The sequence below is a fragment of the Streptomyces sp. cmx-18-6 genome, assembly GCF_046548915.1.
Lineage (GTDB): Bacteria > Actinomycetota > Actinomycetes > Streptomycetales > Streptomycetaceae > Streptomyces.
In genome coordinates this window covers 1-17,724 of the sequence record NZ_JAEBEP010000006.1, presented here as the reverse complement: position 1 = coordinate 17,724, position 17,724 = coordinate 1, and the positions used below count along the sequence as shown (strand labels likewise).

At 73.4% G+C, this 17,724-nt stretch carries 10 protein-coding genes and 1 rRNA gene; 5 read left to right on the top strand and 6 right to left on the bottom strand.

Annotated features, from left to right (window positions below):
• Positions 1-70: 70 nt before the first annotated feature.
• The 3 genes from trmB to ACLJPL_RS15515 form a co-directional block, all read right to left on the bottom strand.
• Positions 71-1,063, bottom strand: a complete 993-nt coding sequence (trmB, locus tag ACLJPL_RS15525) for a tRNA (guanosine(46)-N7)-methyltransferase TrmB (RefSeq protein WP_411081432.1) — start codon at positions 1,061-1,063, stop codon at positions 71-73.
• Positions 1,056-2,312 carry an L-2-hydroxyglutarate oxidase gene (gene lhgO, locus ACLJPL_RS15520; protein WP_411081431.1) on the bottom strand — a complete coding sequence of 419 codons (1,257 nt, stop codon included), beginning with the start codon at positions 2,310-2,312 and terminating at the stop codon, positions 1,056-1,058. Before lhgO ends, trmB begins: the two co-directional genes overlap by 8 nt.
• A gap of 114 nt (positions 2,313-2,426) precedes the next feature.
• On the bottom strand, positions 2,427-4,001 hold the full coding sequence (locus ACLJPL_RS15515; RefSeq protein WP_411081430.1) for a sporulation protein: 1,575 nt from the start codon (positions 3,999-4,001) through the stop codon (positions 2,427-2,429).
• An 888-nt stretch (positions 4,002-4,889) separates the two neighbouring features.
• Here ACLJPL_RS15515 and ACLJPL_RS15510 point away from each other — a divergent pair.
• On the top strand, positions 4,890-7,001 hold the full coding sequence (locus tag ACLJPL_RS15510; protein WP_411081429.1) for an asparagine synthase-related protein: 2,112 nt from the start codon (positions 4,890-4,892) through the stop codon (positions 6,999-7,001).
• Between the two features lie 179 nt (positions 7,002-7,180).
• On the opposite strand, the gene ACLJPL_RS15505 is transcribed toward ACLJPL_RS15510, so the two are convergent.
• Positions 7,181-9,355: a sigma-70 family RNA polymerase sigma factor gene (locus ACLJPL_RS15505; protein ID WP_411081428.1), complete on the bottom strand. Its 2,175-nt coding sequence runs from the start codon at positions 9,353-9,355 to the stop codon at positions 7,181-7,183.
• Between the two features lie 298 nt (positions 9,356-9,653).
• Positions 9,654-10,685: a TetR/AcrR family transcriptional regulator gene (locus tag ACLJPL_RS15500; protein WP_411081427.1), complete on the bottom strand. Its 1,032-nt coding sequence runs from the start codon at positions 10,683-10,685 to the stop codon at positions 9,654-9,656.
• A gap of 344 nt (positions 10,686-11,029) precedes the next feature.
• Between ACLJPL_RS15500 and ACLJPL_RS15495 the strand changes: the two genes are divergently transcribed.
• Both ACLJPL_RS15495 and ACLJPL_RS15490 read left to right on the top strand, forming a co-directional pair.
• On the top strand, positions 11,030-12,520 hold the full coding sequence (locus ACLJPL_RS15495; protein WP_411081426.1) for an NAD(P)/FAD-dependent oxidoreductase: 1,491 nt from the start codon (positions 11,030-11,032) through the stop codon (positions 12,518-12,520).
• Positions 12,521-12,974: 454 nt separating this feature from the next.
• Complete coding sequence (locus ACLJPL_RS15490) at positions 12,975-14,711, top strand: SpoIIE family protein phosphatase (RefSeq protein ID WP_411081425.1); 1,737 nt, start codon at positions 12,975-12,977, stop codon at positions 14,709-14,711.
• Positions 14,712-14,797: 86 nt separating this feature from the next.
• Here the strand turns inward: ACLJPL_RS15490 and ACLJPL_RS15485 are convergent, their stop codons facing one another.
• Entirely contained in the window at positions 14,798-16,141 is a 1,344-nt protein-coding gene (locus ACLJPL_RS15485; RefSeq protein ID WP_411081770.1) for an MFS transporter, read from the bottom strand.
• Positions 16,142-16,304: 163 nt separating this feature from the next.
• On the opposite strand from ACLJPL_RS15485, the gene ACLJPL_RS15480 reads away from it, so the two are divergent.
• Positions 16,305-16,862: a MarR family winged helix-turn-helix transcriptional regulator gene (locus ACLJPL_RS15480; protein WP_411081424.1), complete on the top strand. Its 558-nt coding sequence runs from the start codon at positions 16,305-16,307 to the stop codon at positions 16,860-16,862.
• Between the two features lie 746 nt (positions 16,863-17,608).
• Positions 17,609-17,724, top strand: a 16S ribosomal RNA gene (locus ACLJPL_RS15475); the annotation flags it as partial.

Here is a 17,724-nt window from a genome sequence, read left to right as displayed (position 1 = left end):
TTCGGCCGGGACGCGGCCGTCGCAGGCGGTGCGCCGGGTCCGGTCCCGTGTCCCGGCCCCGAAGCGTGCGTCAGACACGGGCGAACAGCAGGTCGTGCACCACATGGCCCTTGTCCAGGCCCTGGCCCTCGAAGCGGGTGAGCGGCCGGAACGCGGGGCGCGGCGCGTATCCGCCGTCCGCCGCCGTGTTCGCGAAGCGGGGGTGCGCGGTCAGCACCTCCAGCATCTGCTCCGCGTACGGCTCCCAGTCCGTCGCGCAGTGGATGATCGCCCCGGGCTTCAGCACCGGGGCCACCAGGTCCAGGAACTCGGGCTGGATCAGCCGCCGCTTGTGGTGCCGGGCCTTGGGCCACGGGTCGGGGAAGTAGACCCGCAGGCCGTCGAGCGACTCGGGGGCCAGCATCTCGCGCAGGAGGATGACCGCGTCGCCGTTGGCCACCCGTACGTTGGTCGAGCCGGCCTTGTCCGCGAGGCCCAGCAGGTTGCCCTGGCCGGGGGTGTGGACGTCGACGGCGAGGATGCCGGTGCCCGGGTCCTCGGCCGCCATCTGCGCGGTGGCCTCGCCCATGCCGAACCCGATCTCCAGGACGACCGGCAGGCCGTCGAGGAGCTCGTGCAGATCCAGCACGTAGCTGCCGTCGATGTCCAGGCCCCACTTGGGCCACAGCCGCTCCAGGGCGTCCTGCTGACCGGTGGTGACCCGGCTGCGGCGCGGCTGGAAGCTGCGGATCCGGCGCTCGTGGTGCGAGCCGGCCGGGTCGGCGGCGGGACCGCCGGGGAAGCGGGGCTCCTGGCGCAGCCGGCGCGCACGCTCGAAGGAGGCGGCCCGCAGCGCGGCGGCTTCGTCGGCGGCCGTGACCTCGGCGGTGGCCGTGGCATCGGCGGCCGGGGCTCCGCCGGCAGCGGTGGCTTCGGTGGCCGTGGCCTCGTCGGCCATGACGTCGGCGGCCGTCGATCCGGTCGCCGACGCGTGGACCGTGGTGGCGTCGGCTGTGGCTTCGGCGTCGGCCGCCCCGGACTCGGGGGCCGCGGCGGTGCTGGGGTTCAAAGGCTGCTCAGACACAATGACCCGATTCTACGGCGGGCGGCCTCCACCCCGTCTCCCGAGCCCGGCGCAGCGCCCGCCGCGCCACCTCCCGTCCGATGGGCAGGGCCGCCGTCGCGGCGGGCGAGGGCGCGTTGAGCACGTGCACGGTGTGCGGGGCCTCGCGGATCAGGAAGTCGTCGACCAGCGTGCCGTCCTTCAGCACCGCCTGGGCCCTGACCCCGGCGGGCGACGGGCGCAGGTCCTCCTCCCGCACCGCGGGCAGCAGCCGCCGCACCGCCCGGGTGAAGGCGGACCGGGAGAGCGAGCGGTGCACCTCGCCCGCCCCGTACCGCCAGTGCTTGCGGGCGATGGTCCAGGTGCCCGGCCAGCTCAGCGTGGACAGCAGTTCGCCGGGGCGCACCACCGGCCAGCCGTACCCCTCGCGGGCCAGGGCGGGGACCGCGTTCGGCCCGACGTGGACGGAGCCGTCGAAGCCCCGGGTCAGGTGGACGCCGAGGAAGGGGAAGGCCGGGTCCGGCACCGGGTAGACCAGGCCGCGCACCAGCTCGGGGCGGGCCAGCTCGTAGTACTCACCCCGGAACGGCACGATCCGCATCCCCGGGTCGTCGCCCGCCAGCCGGGCCACCCGGTCGCAGTGCAGCCCCGCGCAGTTGACCAGGGTCCGGGCGCGGACCACCGGCCCGTCCGCCGTGCGCACCGCCACGCCCCAGGCGCGCCGGTCTATCGCGGTGACCTCCGCCCCGTACCGCACGACGCCGCCCGCCGCGGTGACCTCGCTCGCGAGGCGGGTGGCGACGGCGGTGAAGTCGCAGACGCCCGTGGTGCCGACCCGGATCGCCGCGAGGCCCCGGACCTCGGGCTCGTACTCCGCGATCTGCGCCGGGCCCAGCTCCCGCACCGGCAGTCCGTGCTCACGGCCGCGCTGGACCAGGCTGTGCAGCCGGGGCAGCTCGGAGCGCTCGGTGGCGACGATCAGCTTGCCGGTGGTGGCGTGGGCGATGGAGTGCTCGGCGCAGAAGTCGGCCAGCTCGGCGGAGCCGCGCAGCGCGTACCGCGCCTTGAGCGAACCGGGGCGGTAGTAGATCCCGCTGTGGACCACTCCGCTGTTGCGGCCGGTCTGGTGGCGGGCGGGGCCGTGCTCCTTCTCCAGCACCGTCACCCGGGTGCCCGGAGCGGACCGCTGGAGCGCATACGCGGTCGACAGACCGACGATCCCGCCGCCGATCACCAGCACATCGCAGTCGTACGCCGCGTGCGTCATCATCACGCCACCTCCCACCCCGATAGTGCACTGACCCACTGACAACGGGCTCAAACCCGATCCGGGCGGGGCGTGGCGCACACCCGGGCCGGTGCCGCTCCGGCCGCGGGCCCCGGCTCAGCCCGGGGTCATCAGCAGCGGCCGGGCCCGCTCCCGCAGCTCGGCGACGCGCGGCTCGTCCCCGTACGGTTCGAGGCGGTGGAGCAGATCGCGTACGTACTCGGTGGTGCGGGCCGAGGAGATGCGGCCCGCCACCTCCACCGCCCGGGTGCCCGCAGCGCAGGCCGCGTCCAAGTTGCCCGACTCCAGCTCGGCGACGGCGGAGACGACGAGCCGCAGGCCGTGGCTGCGCACGAACTCGTCGGTCGGCCGGGACAGCGCCTGTTCGGTGAAGCGCCTCACCTGGCGGGGGGCCTTGAGGTCGCGGTAGCACTCGGCGGCGTCGGCGGCGAACCGGTCGTAGCTGTAGAAGCCCAGCCAGGGGGGGTCGGCGTCGCCCGTGCGGGACCGCTCCAGCCAGCTTTCCGCGCCCTTGAGCGCGGCCCCCGCGGCCGGTGCGTCGCCGGCCTTCGCATGGGCGCGCGCCTCCACCAGGCGGAAGAAGCTCATGGTGCGGGCGGTGGCCAGGCCCCGGTTGCGCTCCACGGCTGCCTGGGCGAGGTCGACGCCCTCGTCGGCGAAGCCGCGGTAGGTCGCCTGTAGGGACATCGAGGCGAGGACATAGCCGCCGAGGGGTACGTCGGCGGCGGCGCGGGCCAGGCGCAGGGCCTGGATGTAGTAGCGCTGGGCGGCCTCCTGCTGGCCGGTGTCGAACGCCATCCAGCCCGCGAGCCGGGTCAGCTCCGCCGCCGCGCCGAACAGCGCCCGGCCCACCTCGTCGGTGTACGAGCCCAGCAGCAGGGGTGCGGCGTCGACGCGTAAGCACTCCGGGACCATGGAGGAACGCCAGTCGCCCCCGCCGTACTTGGAGTCCCAGCGCCGGGCGTCCTGGGCCGCCTCGCGCAGCTTCATCACGTCGCTGTGGCCGACCCGCAGCGGCGAGGCGTCCGCGACGGACTCCGGGCCGGGCTGCGCGGGCACGGAGCCGCTCTGCGCGCCCCCGGGTGTGTGCGGAATGTGTGCGCCGCGGCCGTCCGGTGCGCCCTGGGGGCCGCGTGGACCCGGTCCGTCGGGTCCGCCGCCCCGCGCGCCGAGGATCGCCGCCTGTGCCGCCGTCGGGTCGCGGGCGACCGACGGATCGGCGGGGGTTATCAGCCAGCGGGAGGCGGGGGTCGCGTACGCGCTCACCGCGAACGAACCGGCCAGCGACTGCCAGATTCCGCCGCCGCCCCTGCGCCCGGCCAGATCCAGTCGGTACAGCTCGGTGGCCGACCTGACCGCCTCGCCCACGTCCCGGGGGAAGGCGAGGCCGACCTCCGGCGCGGGGTCCGCGTCGGCGAGGCCGATCTCGTGCAGCGGGACCGGCCGGCCGAGCTTGGCCCCGATCGCCGCCGCGATCAGATGGGGCGCCGCTCCCTGCGGCACCATCCCCTTGGCGACCCACCGGGCCACCGAGGTCTTGTCGTAGCGAAGTGTCAGACCGCGCTGTGCTCCGAGGTCGTTGACCCGCCGGGCGAGCCCGGCGTTACTGATTCCCGCGAGGGCGAGAACCGTGCCGAGCTTCTCGTTCGGCCCGCGTTGCTCCCTGGACATGCGCCACCCCTCGACACACAGACAGCCGCCGCGTCACCGAGGACGGCGCGCGGCATTCGTACCGATCCTCCCCAGGTTCGAACCCTCGTACTCCGCCTGCACACGCATGTGGCTGAGCCCCGAGGAATATGCCCCCTGCTGAGAACACCGGTAAACACAGCGTAGTTCTCCCCATCCCCACCGTTAAGGGGCGGACGTCCGTATGGCGGGATTGTTGCCCGTCCGGGCGGTCCGGGCGATACCCCGGGGGTGCATGGGCCGGGGAGCGGCGTGCTCCTGGCGTGTGGCCGTGCGCCCGGCCGTGCGCTCTGGCCCGGGCCGTGGGCGAGGGGCTTGGCTGGGTACCGCGTGGGTCGGCCCGCTGCACTGGACTCAGTGGGCTGGGGGATACCGCCGCTCCATTCCCCGCGGGCGGCGGACCGGTCCGGGAGGTGAGGCCCACCTCCCGGACTGTGCGTGGCAGGGTCCGCCGCGGGGGGCGCGGACAGGTATGCGCGGGCGGCGGAGCCTCATGAGAATGGCTGAATAACGACCATCGGGTGATGGTCTGGCCAAGGGTCCGGCTATGGCCGGATTTCGACCGCTCTTCCCGGGCGGCGGCGACCCCTCCGCATTCCCGGCGCGGAGCGGTTCGACGCCGCCCGGTGGAGGGCGATACGGCCTCCCCGGCCCGTGCGGCGGCCCGCAACTCCCGGAATGCGGTGTTCCGTTGCTGTCGCCGCGGTGAAGACTCCCGTGAAGATCCTGTCGGGCCTTTGCCAGGGGCGCATGCCCTTCCGGCGTGCGCTGCCCGTACCCCCTCTCGTGCGGCGTTGTCGTGGCAGCATGTCCCGCAACGGCGGCGCGTTCATCAGGTGCGCCGCTCGTCCACAGCCTGTGGAGGCGGCGATGCGTTGGTTGGTGGGATGGAGCAGTATCGCCGCGAGCTTCGGCACCGTCGGCGCGGTCGGCCACGGCGGCGAGGGGCGCACGGTCCACCCCGTGGGCTCCCAACTCCTGTGGGGCGACCCCGATCCGCTGTGGGCGGTCGGCGACTGGCGCCCCGACGAGATCCGGATCATCGGCGTCGCGACCCCCGAAGGCGCGCCCACCGCCCGCCTCGCCGTACTCGGCTGCTGCGGAGCCACCGACGAACAACTGCGCGTCGGCCTGCTCGCCGCGCGCGGCGGGGCGATGCGCCACCTCACCGCCTGGCCGGGCAGCTACACCGCCGTCGTCCAGATCGGCCGCCGCATCACCGTCGCGGGCGACCTGGCCGGCGCGCGCCCCGTCTTCCACACCCCCTGGGCCAACGGCACCGCCTACGCCACCGCCGCCCTGCCGCTCGCCGACCTCATCGAGGCCCAGCTCGACATCGGGCACCTCGCCGCCCTCCTCGCCTGCCCGGAGACCCCCGAGGCGCTCGGCGACGGCACTCCGTACGTCGGTGTGCGGCGGGTCCCGCCGGGCCACGCGCTGATCCTGCGGGAGGGCTCGCGGGAGATCACCGGGTACGAGGCCGTCGCCTCCCTGGCCGTCGCCGCGCCCCAGGTCGACCCGGTGCACGCGGTGGAGGGCGTACGGGACGCGCTCGTCGAAGCGGTACGCGCCCGGCTCACGGCCCCCCGCCACGCACCCGAGACCCTGCCGCCGGACCCGGGGCCCGTCCCCGGCATGGGACCCGCCGACCGCCGCGCGGCCCGGGGCGGCCCCGTGGCGGGCATCGGGGCCGACCTCTCCGGAGGCAGCGCGTCCGCCACGCTCGCCCTGCTGGCCTCCGGACTGCCGGGGCTGCCCGGCACCCTCCTCGGCCACGGGACCGGCGCGGGGGAGCGGCTCCTCGCCGTCACCTTCAACGACCTCACCACCCGCGGCGACGAGGACGAGCTGGAGCGCGCCCGCGCCATCGCCGCCAACCCGCGCCTGCACCACGTGGTCGTCGCGGCCGGCGAAGAGGCCCTGCCCTACGCCTCGTTGGCCACCGGCGCGCTCACCGACGAACCCTCCCCCTCCCTCGTCGTCGCCGAACGCCACCGCCGCCGGCTCGCCGCGGGCAGCGCCGACCACTTCGTGGGCCACGGCGCGCGGCAGGTCCTGGACGCCCACCCGGCGCGCCTCGCCGACCTCCTCATGGACCGGCGCAGACGCCACCTGCTGCGCCCCGTCGCCGCCCTCACCAAGGCCGAAGGCCCCACGGCGCACTCCCTGTTCGTCCCGCTGACGCTCTACCGCGCCGCCCGCCGCCTGGCCCGTACGTCGTACCGCACCGGCCTGGAGACCGCCGCCGGACTCCTCCCCGACGCCAACCGGCACGCCCCCGACCTCGCCACCCCCGCTGACGCCTCGCTCGCCGCCCTCGCCTGGTCCCGCCCGGGCCCCGCGGCCCGCTGGCTGACCGGCGAGGCGCTGGCCGAAGTATCGGTTCGCCTCCAGGAAGCGGCGATCCGGCCCACCTCCGTACAGCGCCCCGGCGAGGCCCGCGCCCGCGCCGCCCTCGCCCGCAGCGCCGCCGACCACCGCATCCTGGAGCAGGCGGCCGAGATCCGCAGCCAGCGCCTGCACGCCCCGTTCCTGGACAACCAGGTGGTCCGGGCGGCCCGCGCACTGCCCGAGTCGCTCCGGGTCCAGCCGGGCGCCCGGGCCGCGATCCTGCGCCGGGTGCTGGGGGGAGCGGGCATCCACGACCTGCCGCCCGGCTGGGGCACCCCGTCCCAGGCCACCTCCACCGCCGTCACCCACACCGGCCTGCGCGCCGCGCTGCCCGACCTGATGGCCCTGTTCGACGCCCCGCTCCTCGCGGACGCGGGCCTGGTCGAGGCGCGGGTGGTCCGCAAGGCCCTCCGCGCCGCCTCCGAGGGCGAACCGCTTCCGCTGGACGGCTTGGCGGACCTGGCCTCCACGGAGCTGTGGCTGCGCCGCCTGGTCACCCGCCGGGGCACCTGCTGGACGGGCACGGCCGCGCCGCGCCAGCGGGCGGTGGCGGGCGGAGTGGTCCCGTCCCGGCGCACGCTCCAGCCGTGAGGGCCACGGTGTCGCGGAACGGCATGTGACGGCAGGGCGGGTGCACGGTGTCGCGGGACGGCATGCGACGGAGCCCAGGGGGGCCCGGCGTCGATCGAAGCCGGGCCCACGGCCCAGGGCCCCCGCGGGGCCACGGCCCACGGCCCGGGCCCCCAGCCCCCGCCCCCGACCCCCCGGCCTCAGGTGCAGCTGATCCGGGACTCCGCCCAGTCCGCCAGCGCCACCCCGCCCAACGGCCCCTCGGGCTCCACCACCAGCCGGATCGACGACAGGCCGCCGATGCCCACGCTGACCGGGACGGCGGGCGCCCCGCCCTCCATCACGGGGGAGCGCCACAGCCGCGTCCCGCCCCCGTCGAACACGGAGAAGCGCACCGCCCCGAGCCCCATCGTCAGGTCGTCCACGCCCACCATCGCCTCGTAGCGGGTGCACGGGCGGTTCAGCTGGATGGTCACCGATGACCGGGCGTGCACGGTCACCCCGTGCGCGTACCTGGTGTCGGCGATCGTCACGTTCGAGCGCTGCCAGACCCAGCTGCTCCGGCCCACCACCACCTCCGGCTCGGTGTGGTCGCCGAGCAGCGAGTACGGGAGTTCGCTGACCCGGTAGACGGTGGGCGCGGGCTGCGGGGGCGGCTCCGGACTCGGCGTCGGCCGCGGGGACGGCGGCGGGCTCGGCGCCGGCGGCGCGGGCTCGGGCGGCTCCGGAGCGGGCGGGGGCTCGGCGCTCGGCTCCGGATCGGGAGTAGGCGGCTCCGGTTCCGGTCCCGGCTGCGGTTCCGCCTCCGGCTCCGGTTCCGGTTCGGGCTCCGGTTCCGATGACGCCGGGGGTACGGGGGCGGGCGCGGCCGGCGGTTCCGGCTCGGGCTCCGACGCGGGCGGCTCCGGCGAGGGGTCGGCGGGGGCCACCGCCGGGGGCTTCGCCACGGGCTTGGGGTCCGGCTTGGGCTGGTCGTCGCCGACGAGCGCCCACACCAGCCCGGCAGCGGCGGCCACGACCACGGCGGCGGCGATCCCGGCCTTGGCGGGCGCGCCGAGCCCCTCGGACGCCGCGGCGCCCGAGGAGGCGTTCCCGGCGGCCCCGCCGGCCGCGCCCGAGGAGGCCCCGCTCCCGGTCGCGGCAGCGGCGGCTCCCGCCCCGGCCGCCCCGGCGGCTCCGCCCGCCACGACGCCTGCGGCCTTGAGCGAGTACCCGGCGGCGAACCAGCCGATGACCGCGATGGGCAGCAGCGCCGGAATCCCGGCGTTCACATGTTCCAGTTCGCCTGCGGCCACCCGGCACTTCGCGCACTCGTCGAGGTGCTTGCGCAGCCCGCGCTCCGCCCGCATCCGCAGCCCGCCCCGGGCATAGGCCCCGAGCCGGTCGGCGTACTGCGCGCAGTCGCCGCCGGTCGTGAGCGCCTGGCTCACATGGGCCTGGAGATAAGCCTGCTTGAGCCCCTCGCGGGCCCGGCTGGCCAGTACGGCGGTGGCGTTGGCGGTCAGCCCGAACAGCGGGGCGACCTCGCTGGGCGACTCCTCCTCCACGGTGGTGTGCCAGAGCACCGCCTGCCAGCGCTCCGGCAGGCTCCGGAACGCCTGCATGGCCATCGACTGCTCGGCCTCGTGCATGGCCAGCACATCGGCGCCGAGGTCGAGGGTGTCGTCCTCGCCGAGCTCCGAGGTGCGCGAGGCCGACGCGGCGAACACCGCGAAGTCGTCGACCAGCTGCTCCCGCTTGGCGCTCTTCGTCCAGGCGGCGGCGACATGGCGCACGGCGGTCATCAGGTAGGCCCGGACGGCCTCCTGCGGCCCCTTCCCGCCCCGTACGGCCTGGAGGGTGCGCGCGAACACCTCGGCGGTCAGGTCGTCGGCGGTGTGCCCGTCCCGGCAGCAGGTGCGGGCGTACCGGCGCACCGCACCCGAGTGCCGCCGGAACAGCTCCTCGTAGGCGAGGTTGTCCCCGTCGCGCATGCCCTCGACCAACTGGGCGTCGGACAGTCCGAGATCGGCGGACCCGCCGCGCCCCTCGCGCTGCGACGGCACCGCGTACGCCGCGCCCCCCGCGGAGGCGTCGTCCTCCTGGCCGGCCGCGGCCGGCCACGGCCCGGGGAGGACGGTGCCGCCCTCGCCGTCGCCGTCCGGGTCCGCAGGCCCGCGTACGGGCTGGACCGGCACCTGCCCGGAGGACAGCCCGGCGGCCGACGTGCCGCCGACGGCCTTCGTACTGTCCACGGCCTTCGTGCCTCCGGCGGGAGTCGCGCCTCCACCGGCCCTCGTGCCGCCCTCGGCCTGTGTCCTGCCGCCGGCTTTCGTACCCCCGCCCGGCGCAGCGATCTCGTCGAGCGGCTCTTCGTGCTGCTCGTTACCGCTCATCGCGGAAGCCCCCGTATACACCCTCGGACCCGAATATCGGCCAAGACTGCCACATGGCTCAATCGCGATGACCCCTCAGTACTGCCAACCACTCATCCGGGGCGTTTTCTCGAATGTAAGTACTGAAGACCCCTCTTGCGGGGAATAGATCCTCACGCCTTTCTGTCTTCCGGCACCCGTTGGTCTGTTCGTCCGACCGGTACGGCCGGTAGGACGAACAGACCAGCAGACCCACAGACCCGCACGAGCTCAGGCGCGCGGCCTCCCATGAGATCCGGCCCGAGCCTCGGGCACGAGGTCAGGAAGGCCGGGACCGCAGCCCCTCCAGCAGGATGTCCAGCAGCCGGGACGACGCCGCCGCCTGCTGGGCGGCGTCCGGCAGCGACGGAGCGGCCGTGGCGATGACCAGGAGCACGTCGGCCACGGTCACATCCCCGCGCAGCTCACCCGACTCCCGCGCCCGGTCGACCAGTCGGCCCACGACCTCCAGCAGCTCGATCGCGCCCGTCCCCTCACCGAGCCCGTCGAGCTCGTCGGAGCCCCCGGTGCGCGGGCCGGCCGCACGGAGGTCGGCCTGACCGACGCCCTGTCTCTGCTGCGGAACACGGGTCTCGTCCACCGCCTCGCCCGCCGACGAACCCGTCCCGGGCGACGCCGGCAGACCCGGCTCCTCCTGGTCGGCCCCGACCCGCAGCACCTGCGGCGGCAGCAGCCTGCCCGCACCCGAGGCCACCGAGGTCCGCAGGAAGCGGGAGAGCGCCGACCAGGGCTCCTCCTCCTGCCCCAGAGCCGTACGCGCCTGCTCGGTCAGCCGGGAGGTCTCCTCCTCGGCTATCCGCCGCACCAGCACGTCCTTGCTGGGGAAGCGGCGGTAGACGGTGCCGACCCCGACCCGGGCGCGCCGTGCCACGTCCTCCATCGGCGCGCCGTACCCCAGCTCACCGAACACCTCACGCGCGGCGCGCAGAACGTGCTCCAGATTGCGCTGCGCGTCGACGCGCAGCGGAGCCGAACGCGGAGCGACCACAGGCACTGCGCCCGCCGCTCCGCTCGCGCCCGCCCCGTTCGCAGCCACCCCGTTCGCGCCCGATCCGGCCGGGGACGGCCCGGCCGAAGCAGAACCGAGCGAAGCCGTTCCCACGGCCGTCGCTCCGACCGCCGTCGTTCCTACCCCTGCCGCTGTTCCGATCGCCGCCGCGCTCACCGCGGCCGCGGACCGGACGGCATCGGCCGAGCTCATGACGCCGAGCGCTCCCACGGAGCCCAGGCGTCCTTGGTCCTCGGAAGCGTGCGAGAGCGCGGACTGCCCATGCGAATCCTGAATGTGCATAACTTTCCCCCGGTTATGACGTCTCCCCCCGGAGACTTCCCGCCGTGTCAGCCGGGGAGCGGAGCCATACGAAATCCGCACCCGACACCCCGACGGGTTACGAACATAGTTGAGCCCGCGTCAATTCAGAAGGGGGTAGTTCCGTATGGGGCGGCCCCCGCCCGGACCAGGAGCCGGTCGACCCTCTGTGGTTCCCCGCCCGCTCGCCCCTTGCGTAGTGCCTGACCTGCACGGCTGCCGGATCACCCGACCGCCCGGGCGCGAGTGGCCCTGAGGATCCTCCGGTCACACAATTTGCCGGGCCTGTGGACAAACCACTGACTCCGTTGCGTCATGGGGTGGTGATGGCTCCAGATTCCCGGGGGACGACCCCCGGCACCCGGCCAGGTGTGCGCATTCTCGTCGTCGGCGGCGGCTACGTCGGGATGTACACGGCACTGCGTCTCCAACGGAAGTTGAAGCAGAGACTGAAGACCGGCGATGCGGAGATCGTGGTCGTCACCCCCGAGCCCTACATGACGTACCAGCCGTTCCTGCCCGAAGCGGCCGCCGGCTCGATTTCGCCGCGCCATGTGGTCGTACCGCTGCGGCGCATTCTGAACCACTGCACGATCGTTATTGGCCAAGCCGAACGCGTGGATCACGCCAAACGCACGGCGACCGTCACCACCCTCGCCACAGCGGAGGACGGCACCGGCGCCCGGGAGATCGCGTACGACGAGATCGTCATCGCCCCGGGGTCCGTGTCGCGCACGCTCCCCGTTCCGGGACTGGCTGATTTCGGCATCGGTTTCAAGACCGTCGAAGAAGCCATCGGACTGCGCAATCACGTCATCGAACAAATGGACATCGCCTCGGCCACCCGCGACCCCGCGATCCGCGACGCCGCCCTCACCTTCGTCTTCGTCGGCGGCGGCTACGCGGGTGTGGAGGCGCTCGCGGAGCTGGAGGACATGGCCCGCTACACCTCGCGCTACTACCACAACATCAAGGCCACGGACCTGAAATGGATCCTGGTCGAAGCCTCCGACCGCATCCTCCCCGAGGTCGGCGAGGCCATGGGCAGGTACGCGATCGGCGAGCTGCGCGACCGCAACATCGACGTACGCCTCGAAACCCGCCTCGACACCTGCGAGGACCGGATCGCCGTCCTGAGCGACGGCTCCCGCTTCCCCACCCGCACCCTCGTATGGACCGCCGGTGTCAAGCCCGCCCCGCTCCTGGCCGCCACCGATCTGCCCCTCACCGAACGCGGCCGGCTCCGCTGTACCGCCGCCCTGGGCGTCGAGGGCATGCCGCACGCCTGGGCCGCGGGCGACGCCGCCGCCGTCCCCGACCTGACCGCCGCCCAACCGGGCAGCGAGACCGCCCCCAACGCCCAGCACGCGGTCCGCCAGGCGAAGGTCCTGGCCGACAACGTCCTCGCCTCGATCGAGGACCGGCCGCTCAAGGAGTACCGGCACACCTACGCCGGATCGGTCGCCTCCCTCGGTCTGCACAAGGGCGTCGCCCACGTCTACGGTCGGAGGCTCAAGGGTTACCCCGCCTGGCTGATGCACCGTATGTACCACCTCAGCCGGGTGCCCACGTTCAACCGGAAGGCGCGCGTCCTTGCCGAATGGACCCTGGCCGGGCTCTTCAAACGGGAGATCGTCTCCCTCGGCTCGCTCGAACACCCGCGCGCCGAATTCCAACTCGCCGCAGGCGGCGGCAGAGCCCCCTCACCACGCCCCGGCACCCTGCCCCGCCCCGACGCCGACACGGGCGCCGGGACCGGCGCCGACGAGAGGCCGGAGACCCCGCCGGGCGACCTGCCACCTCAGGCTTCCCCCTGACGTCCGTACCCGCCGTACCCGCCGGACCAGCCGGACCAGCCGGACCCGCCGGACCCGCACCCGTACGCCGCCCGACGAGCGAACGGACCGCCGCCCGCACCCCGTTCGGACAGTGCACAGGACAGCGCCAGTGACAGCGCCAGGACAGCACCCGGACAGGGCCAGGACAGCACCCGGACAGGGCCAGGACAGCGAACGGACGACGACTGTCAGTACGGTCGGTCACACTGGACGTGTGACCATAGGTGGGCCCACACCTGCACAGAGTGACCCGGCCGGCAGTGACCAACAGTGACCAGCAGCGACGCACCGACAGGACGACGAGGCCCGGCTGCGCCTTCCCGGGGGCACGGCCCCCGGCGCTTGCCAACCCGGCGGAAGAACCGGCGGAAGAGCCGCCGGAAGAATCAGCCCGCCCGAGCGGACCAGACCGACACACGAGGCCAGAAATTCCGTGAACTTCACGCGTTGGAGCGCCCGCCTTCCCGGTACGCAGCGTCGAGCCGCCGCGCGGGACGACCGCAGTTCCGTACCTGCGGCCCGAGCCGAGTACGCCCAGGCGCAGGAGGCGTCCGACCCGCCGGACGATGCGCCCCCGGCACCACCCGGGCCCGCCCCCGCGCCGGCCGTCCCCGGACCCGACCCGGACGACCTCTCGGCCCGCGAGATCCTCGGCCGGCTCCCCGCCCCCGTCGCCCTGCTGCACGGCCCGGACCATCGGATCGCGTACGTCAACGACGCGTACGAGGCCGCGTTCGGCCCCCGCCCCACCGGCGCGCCCGCCGCCGACGCCATGCCCGAGCTCGCCGAGCTGAGCGTGCTGCCCCTGCTGGACCAGGTCCTGCGCAGCGGCACCGCCCGCACGGTCAAGTCGCGCAGGACCGCCGAAGGCGGCTCGTACACCGTGACCTGCACCCCGGTGGCCGCGTGGGGCGACACGGAGGACGGGGAGGACAAGGACGGCGAGAGGGAGAAAGGGAAGGACAGGGACGACAGGCGCGAGGGAGGCGTCCTCGTCCACGCGGCCGACGTCACCGACCACGCCGAAGCCGCCGAGCGCCTGCGCACCAGCGAGCGCCGCCAGCGCGAGACGGCCGTCACCCTCCAGCGCTCCCTGCTCCCGCAGGAGCTGGAGCAGCCCGACGACCTCCGCATCGCCGCCACCTATCAGCCCGGCGGCACCGACGCGGCCGTGGGCGGCGACTGGTACGACGTGATCACCCTCGGCGCGGGCCGCACCGCCCTGGTGATCGGCGACGTGATGGGCCGCGGGGTCCGGGCCGCCGCCGTGATGGGCCAGCTCCGCACCGCGGTCCGCGCCTACGCCCGGCTCGACCTCCCGCCGCACGAGGTGATCCAGCTGCTGGACGGCCTCGCCTCCGAGATCGACGCCACCCAGATCGCCACCTGCGTCTACGCGGTCCACGACCCGAACGAGGGGCAGCTCGTCTACGCCTCCGCCGGCCACCTCCCGATCCTCGTCCGCGACGAGGACGGCACGGTCCAGCGCGCCGCCGAGCCCACGGGCCCACCGCTCGGCACCGGCGGCTGGATCCACACCTCGGGCACGATCGCGCTGCCGCCCGGCTCCACCGCGGTCCTCTACACGGACGGCCTGGTCGAGCGGCGCAGCGAGGACATCGACGAGGGCGTCGCCTCCCTGGCCCGCGCCCTCTCCGGCGCGAAGGGATCCCCGCAGGTGGTCTGCGACCGGCTGATCCGCTCGCTGGGGGTGACCGCCGAGCACGACGACGACGTGGCGGTCCTGGTCGTCCAGCACCCCGCGCGCACGGGGACGAACGCCGAGCTGTTCCACAACGCCGCGCTCGACCTCCTCGGCGGCATCGAGGCCACCCCGCGCGCCCGCGCCTTCGCCACCGGAGTCCTGACGTCCTGGCGCTTCCCGGTCGAGCTCCGCGACCTCGGCGTCCTGGCCGCCAGCGAGCTGGTCGCCAACTCGCTCCAGCACGGCACCCCGCCGATGCGCCTGGGACTGCGCCGCACGGACCGCCGGCTGATCATCGAGGTGACCGACGGGGACGACCACCTGCCGCGCCGCCGCCAGGCCGAACCGGCGGACGAGGCGGGACGCGGCATCGAGATCATCGCGTCGATCGCCACCTCATGGGGCAGCCGCCGCACCCCGGGCGGCGGCAAGGCGGTCTGGTGCGAGTTCGCCCTCCCCCGCTGACGCGGAAGAGGGCCAGGTGACTCAACGACCTGGGAGCCGGCCCGGCGACCTGGCTCCACGACTCCCTACGCCGCCGGGAGCCGGGCTCAGCGACCGGCAGCGGCGGACGCGGCCGCCGGCGCGGTGACCGACACGGCCCGCTCGGCCGCCTCCGCACCGCTCTCCCCGCCCTCGGGCAGCGACACCGCCACCACCCGCGAGGGGGTGTGACCCAGTGAAGGCTGATCCTGTACGGGGGTGAGCTGACGCCCCAGCCGCAGCGCGAGCACCGTGATGCCCAGCGAGAACAGCACGAACGTCACGATGTACGGGCCGTGCAGCGCGGCCCCCATCGGCCCGCCGACAGCGGGACCGACCGCCAGCGCGAGCTGCTTGCACAGGGCGAACGCCGAGTTGTACTGCCCGACCATCGACTCCGGCGCCAGGTCGGCGACCAGCGGGGCCACGGTCGGCGACAGCATCGCCTCACCGAGCCCGAACAGCGCGTACGTCGAGATGAACGCGGCCGTCGCCATGGTCTGGCTGCCGTGCCCGAGCCCCGCGTACCCCGCCACGATCCAGGCGAAGGCCCAGATGAGACCGACCGCCGCGATGACCCGGCTGCGCCGCCGCCGCTCCACGAGCCGCAGCACGACGAACTGGGCGACGACGATCACCGCGGTGTTGGCGGCCAGCGCGAAGCCGAGCGTCGACGGCTGGATCCCGGCGGCCTCGGTGCCGTAGGCGGCGAGACCGGACTCGAACTGCCCGTAGCAGGCGAAGAACAGCACGAACCCCAGCACGCACAGCTGGACCATGGCCCGGTGCGAGAGCAGCGCCCGCATCCCGCCCTTGGCGGAACCGTCACTCGGACGGGCCGCGCCGATGGAGGCCGTACGAGGCATCCGCACGGTCCCCGCGACGACGCCGAGGACCACGAACATCACGGCCTCGATCAGGAACAGCACGGTGAAGCTCGCCGGACGGCTCACGTCCACGAGCTGCCCGCCGACCAGCCCGCCCAGGCCGAGGCCCAGGTTCTGGAGGAAGAACTGCGTGGCGAAGGCGCGCGTACGGGTGGCGGTGCTGGAGCACCAGACGAGCATCGTGGCCAGGGCCGGCTGCATGACGGCGGTGCCCGCACCGAGGACCGCGGCCGACAGCACGGCGGCGGGCACGCTGCTCGCGTACCCCAGGGCCGCGGCGCCCACGGCGGCGAGACCGGAGGCCACCACCAGCACGGGCAGCGGGCCCCGCCGGTCGATGGCCCGCCCGGTGAACGGCAGAACGGCCAGCGCTGCCATGGCGAAGACCGCCAGCACGACTCCCGCCGTACCGGCGCCCAGATCCCGCACCTGCGCCACGTAGACGTACAGATACGGAACGGTGAACCCGAGCCCGAACGCGCTCAGCGCGCTGCCCAGCTGGATCCGCCGCAGCGCTGCGCCCATCTCCCTGGTCACACTCACCTACCTCAAGGTCTAGAAGGTCTCAAAGGTCGTCATCAAAGATCCCGAACGAATCAGACTCGAAGACTTTAGCACTAAACTTAGAAGGTGAAAACTTCACCCTGAAGGACTTCAAGGCTGGTAGGGGCATGCGATACTGCCCGCCATGTCTGAGAGCACCGAGGAGCCCGGCCCCCACGAGCCGAGCCTCGACGAGCAGATCGCCGCCTACCAGCGAGAGTTCCGCGACCTCGACCCCCAGGTCGAACAGGTCGTCTCCGCGCTGGGCCGCCTGAACCGCCGGATGAACGTCGCGTACGGGAGACAGGTCGCCGCCCTCGGCATCAGCAGCGCCGAGTGGGAGGTCCTCAAGACCCTGGTCCTGTCGGGCGCCCCCTACCGCCTCGGCCCCGGCGAACTGGCGAAGCGCCTCGGCCTGACCCCGGCCGCCATGACCCACCGCATCGACCGGATGGCCGGCGAGGGCCTGGTCACCCGGGACCGCGACGAGAACAACCGGGTCCGCGTCATCGTCGAACTGACCGACGAGGGCCGTACGAAGTGGCTCGAGGCGATGCGCATGGCCAGCGACTTCGAGGAGGACCTCCTCCAGGACCTCTCCGGCGACGAACGCGGAGTCCTCGGCGAGCTCCTGATCCGCCTCCTGCGCCGGGTGGAACACGCCCAGCCGGACGCCGGCGGCCGTCTCACCGACCTGGACTGACCGGACGTGGATCCGGGGCTGAAGCCGGGGCCGGGGCCGGTACTGGGGCCGTGGTCGAGGCGGGGTTGACACGCCCCGGACCGATCCGTAAAGTTCTTCGAGTTGTCATGGGGCCGGAACGGTTCTGCGACAACCGATCCCGCCGCATCACGCGGCAACCAAACTTCAGCACGACCTCCCACTCGGGATAATTTCGGCATGCCGGAATTCATTTCGAACGGCCCGATTATGAGCCACCGGGGGAATCCGCTAGAGTTTGGGCGTCGGAACGGCCCAAGGGCCGGGAGGACAAGCCCCGCTGACTGGGAATCAGGCCCGAAAGGATCTGGTAGAGTCGGACTCGCCGGAAAGGGAAAACGCGAAAGCGAAGAACCTGGAAAGCGAAAAAGTACGATCGCTCGACCCGCTTCGACCGGGAATCGGACAGGAAACAGTCTGATAGAGTCGGAAACGCAAGACAGCAAAACAGCAAGAAGTAAAACGAAGGGAAGCGCCCGGAGGGCCCCGGTGATACGGGACCGAAGGAAGCGTCCGTTCCTTGAGAACTCAACAGCGTGCCAAAAGTCAACGCCAGATATGTTGATACCCCGGCCTGCACTTGGTGCAGGTTGGTGGTTCCTTTGAAAAGTCCTACGGCCGCTATGCGCGGCGGTAGGCATTACACAGCGAGGACGCTGTGAACAACGGGTCTTATTCCGACTTGTTGTTCCGCTCTCGTGATGTGTGCACCCGATGACGGGTAAACATTCACGGAGAGTTTGATCCTGGCTCAGGACGAACGCTGGCGGCGTGCTTAACACATGCAAGTCGAACGATGAAGCCTTTCGGGGTGGATTAGTGGCGAACGGGTGAGTAACACGTG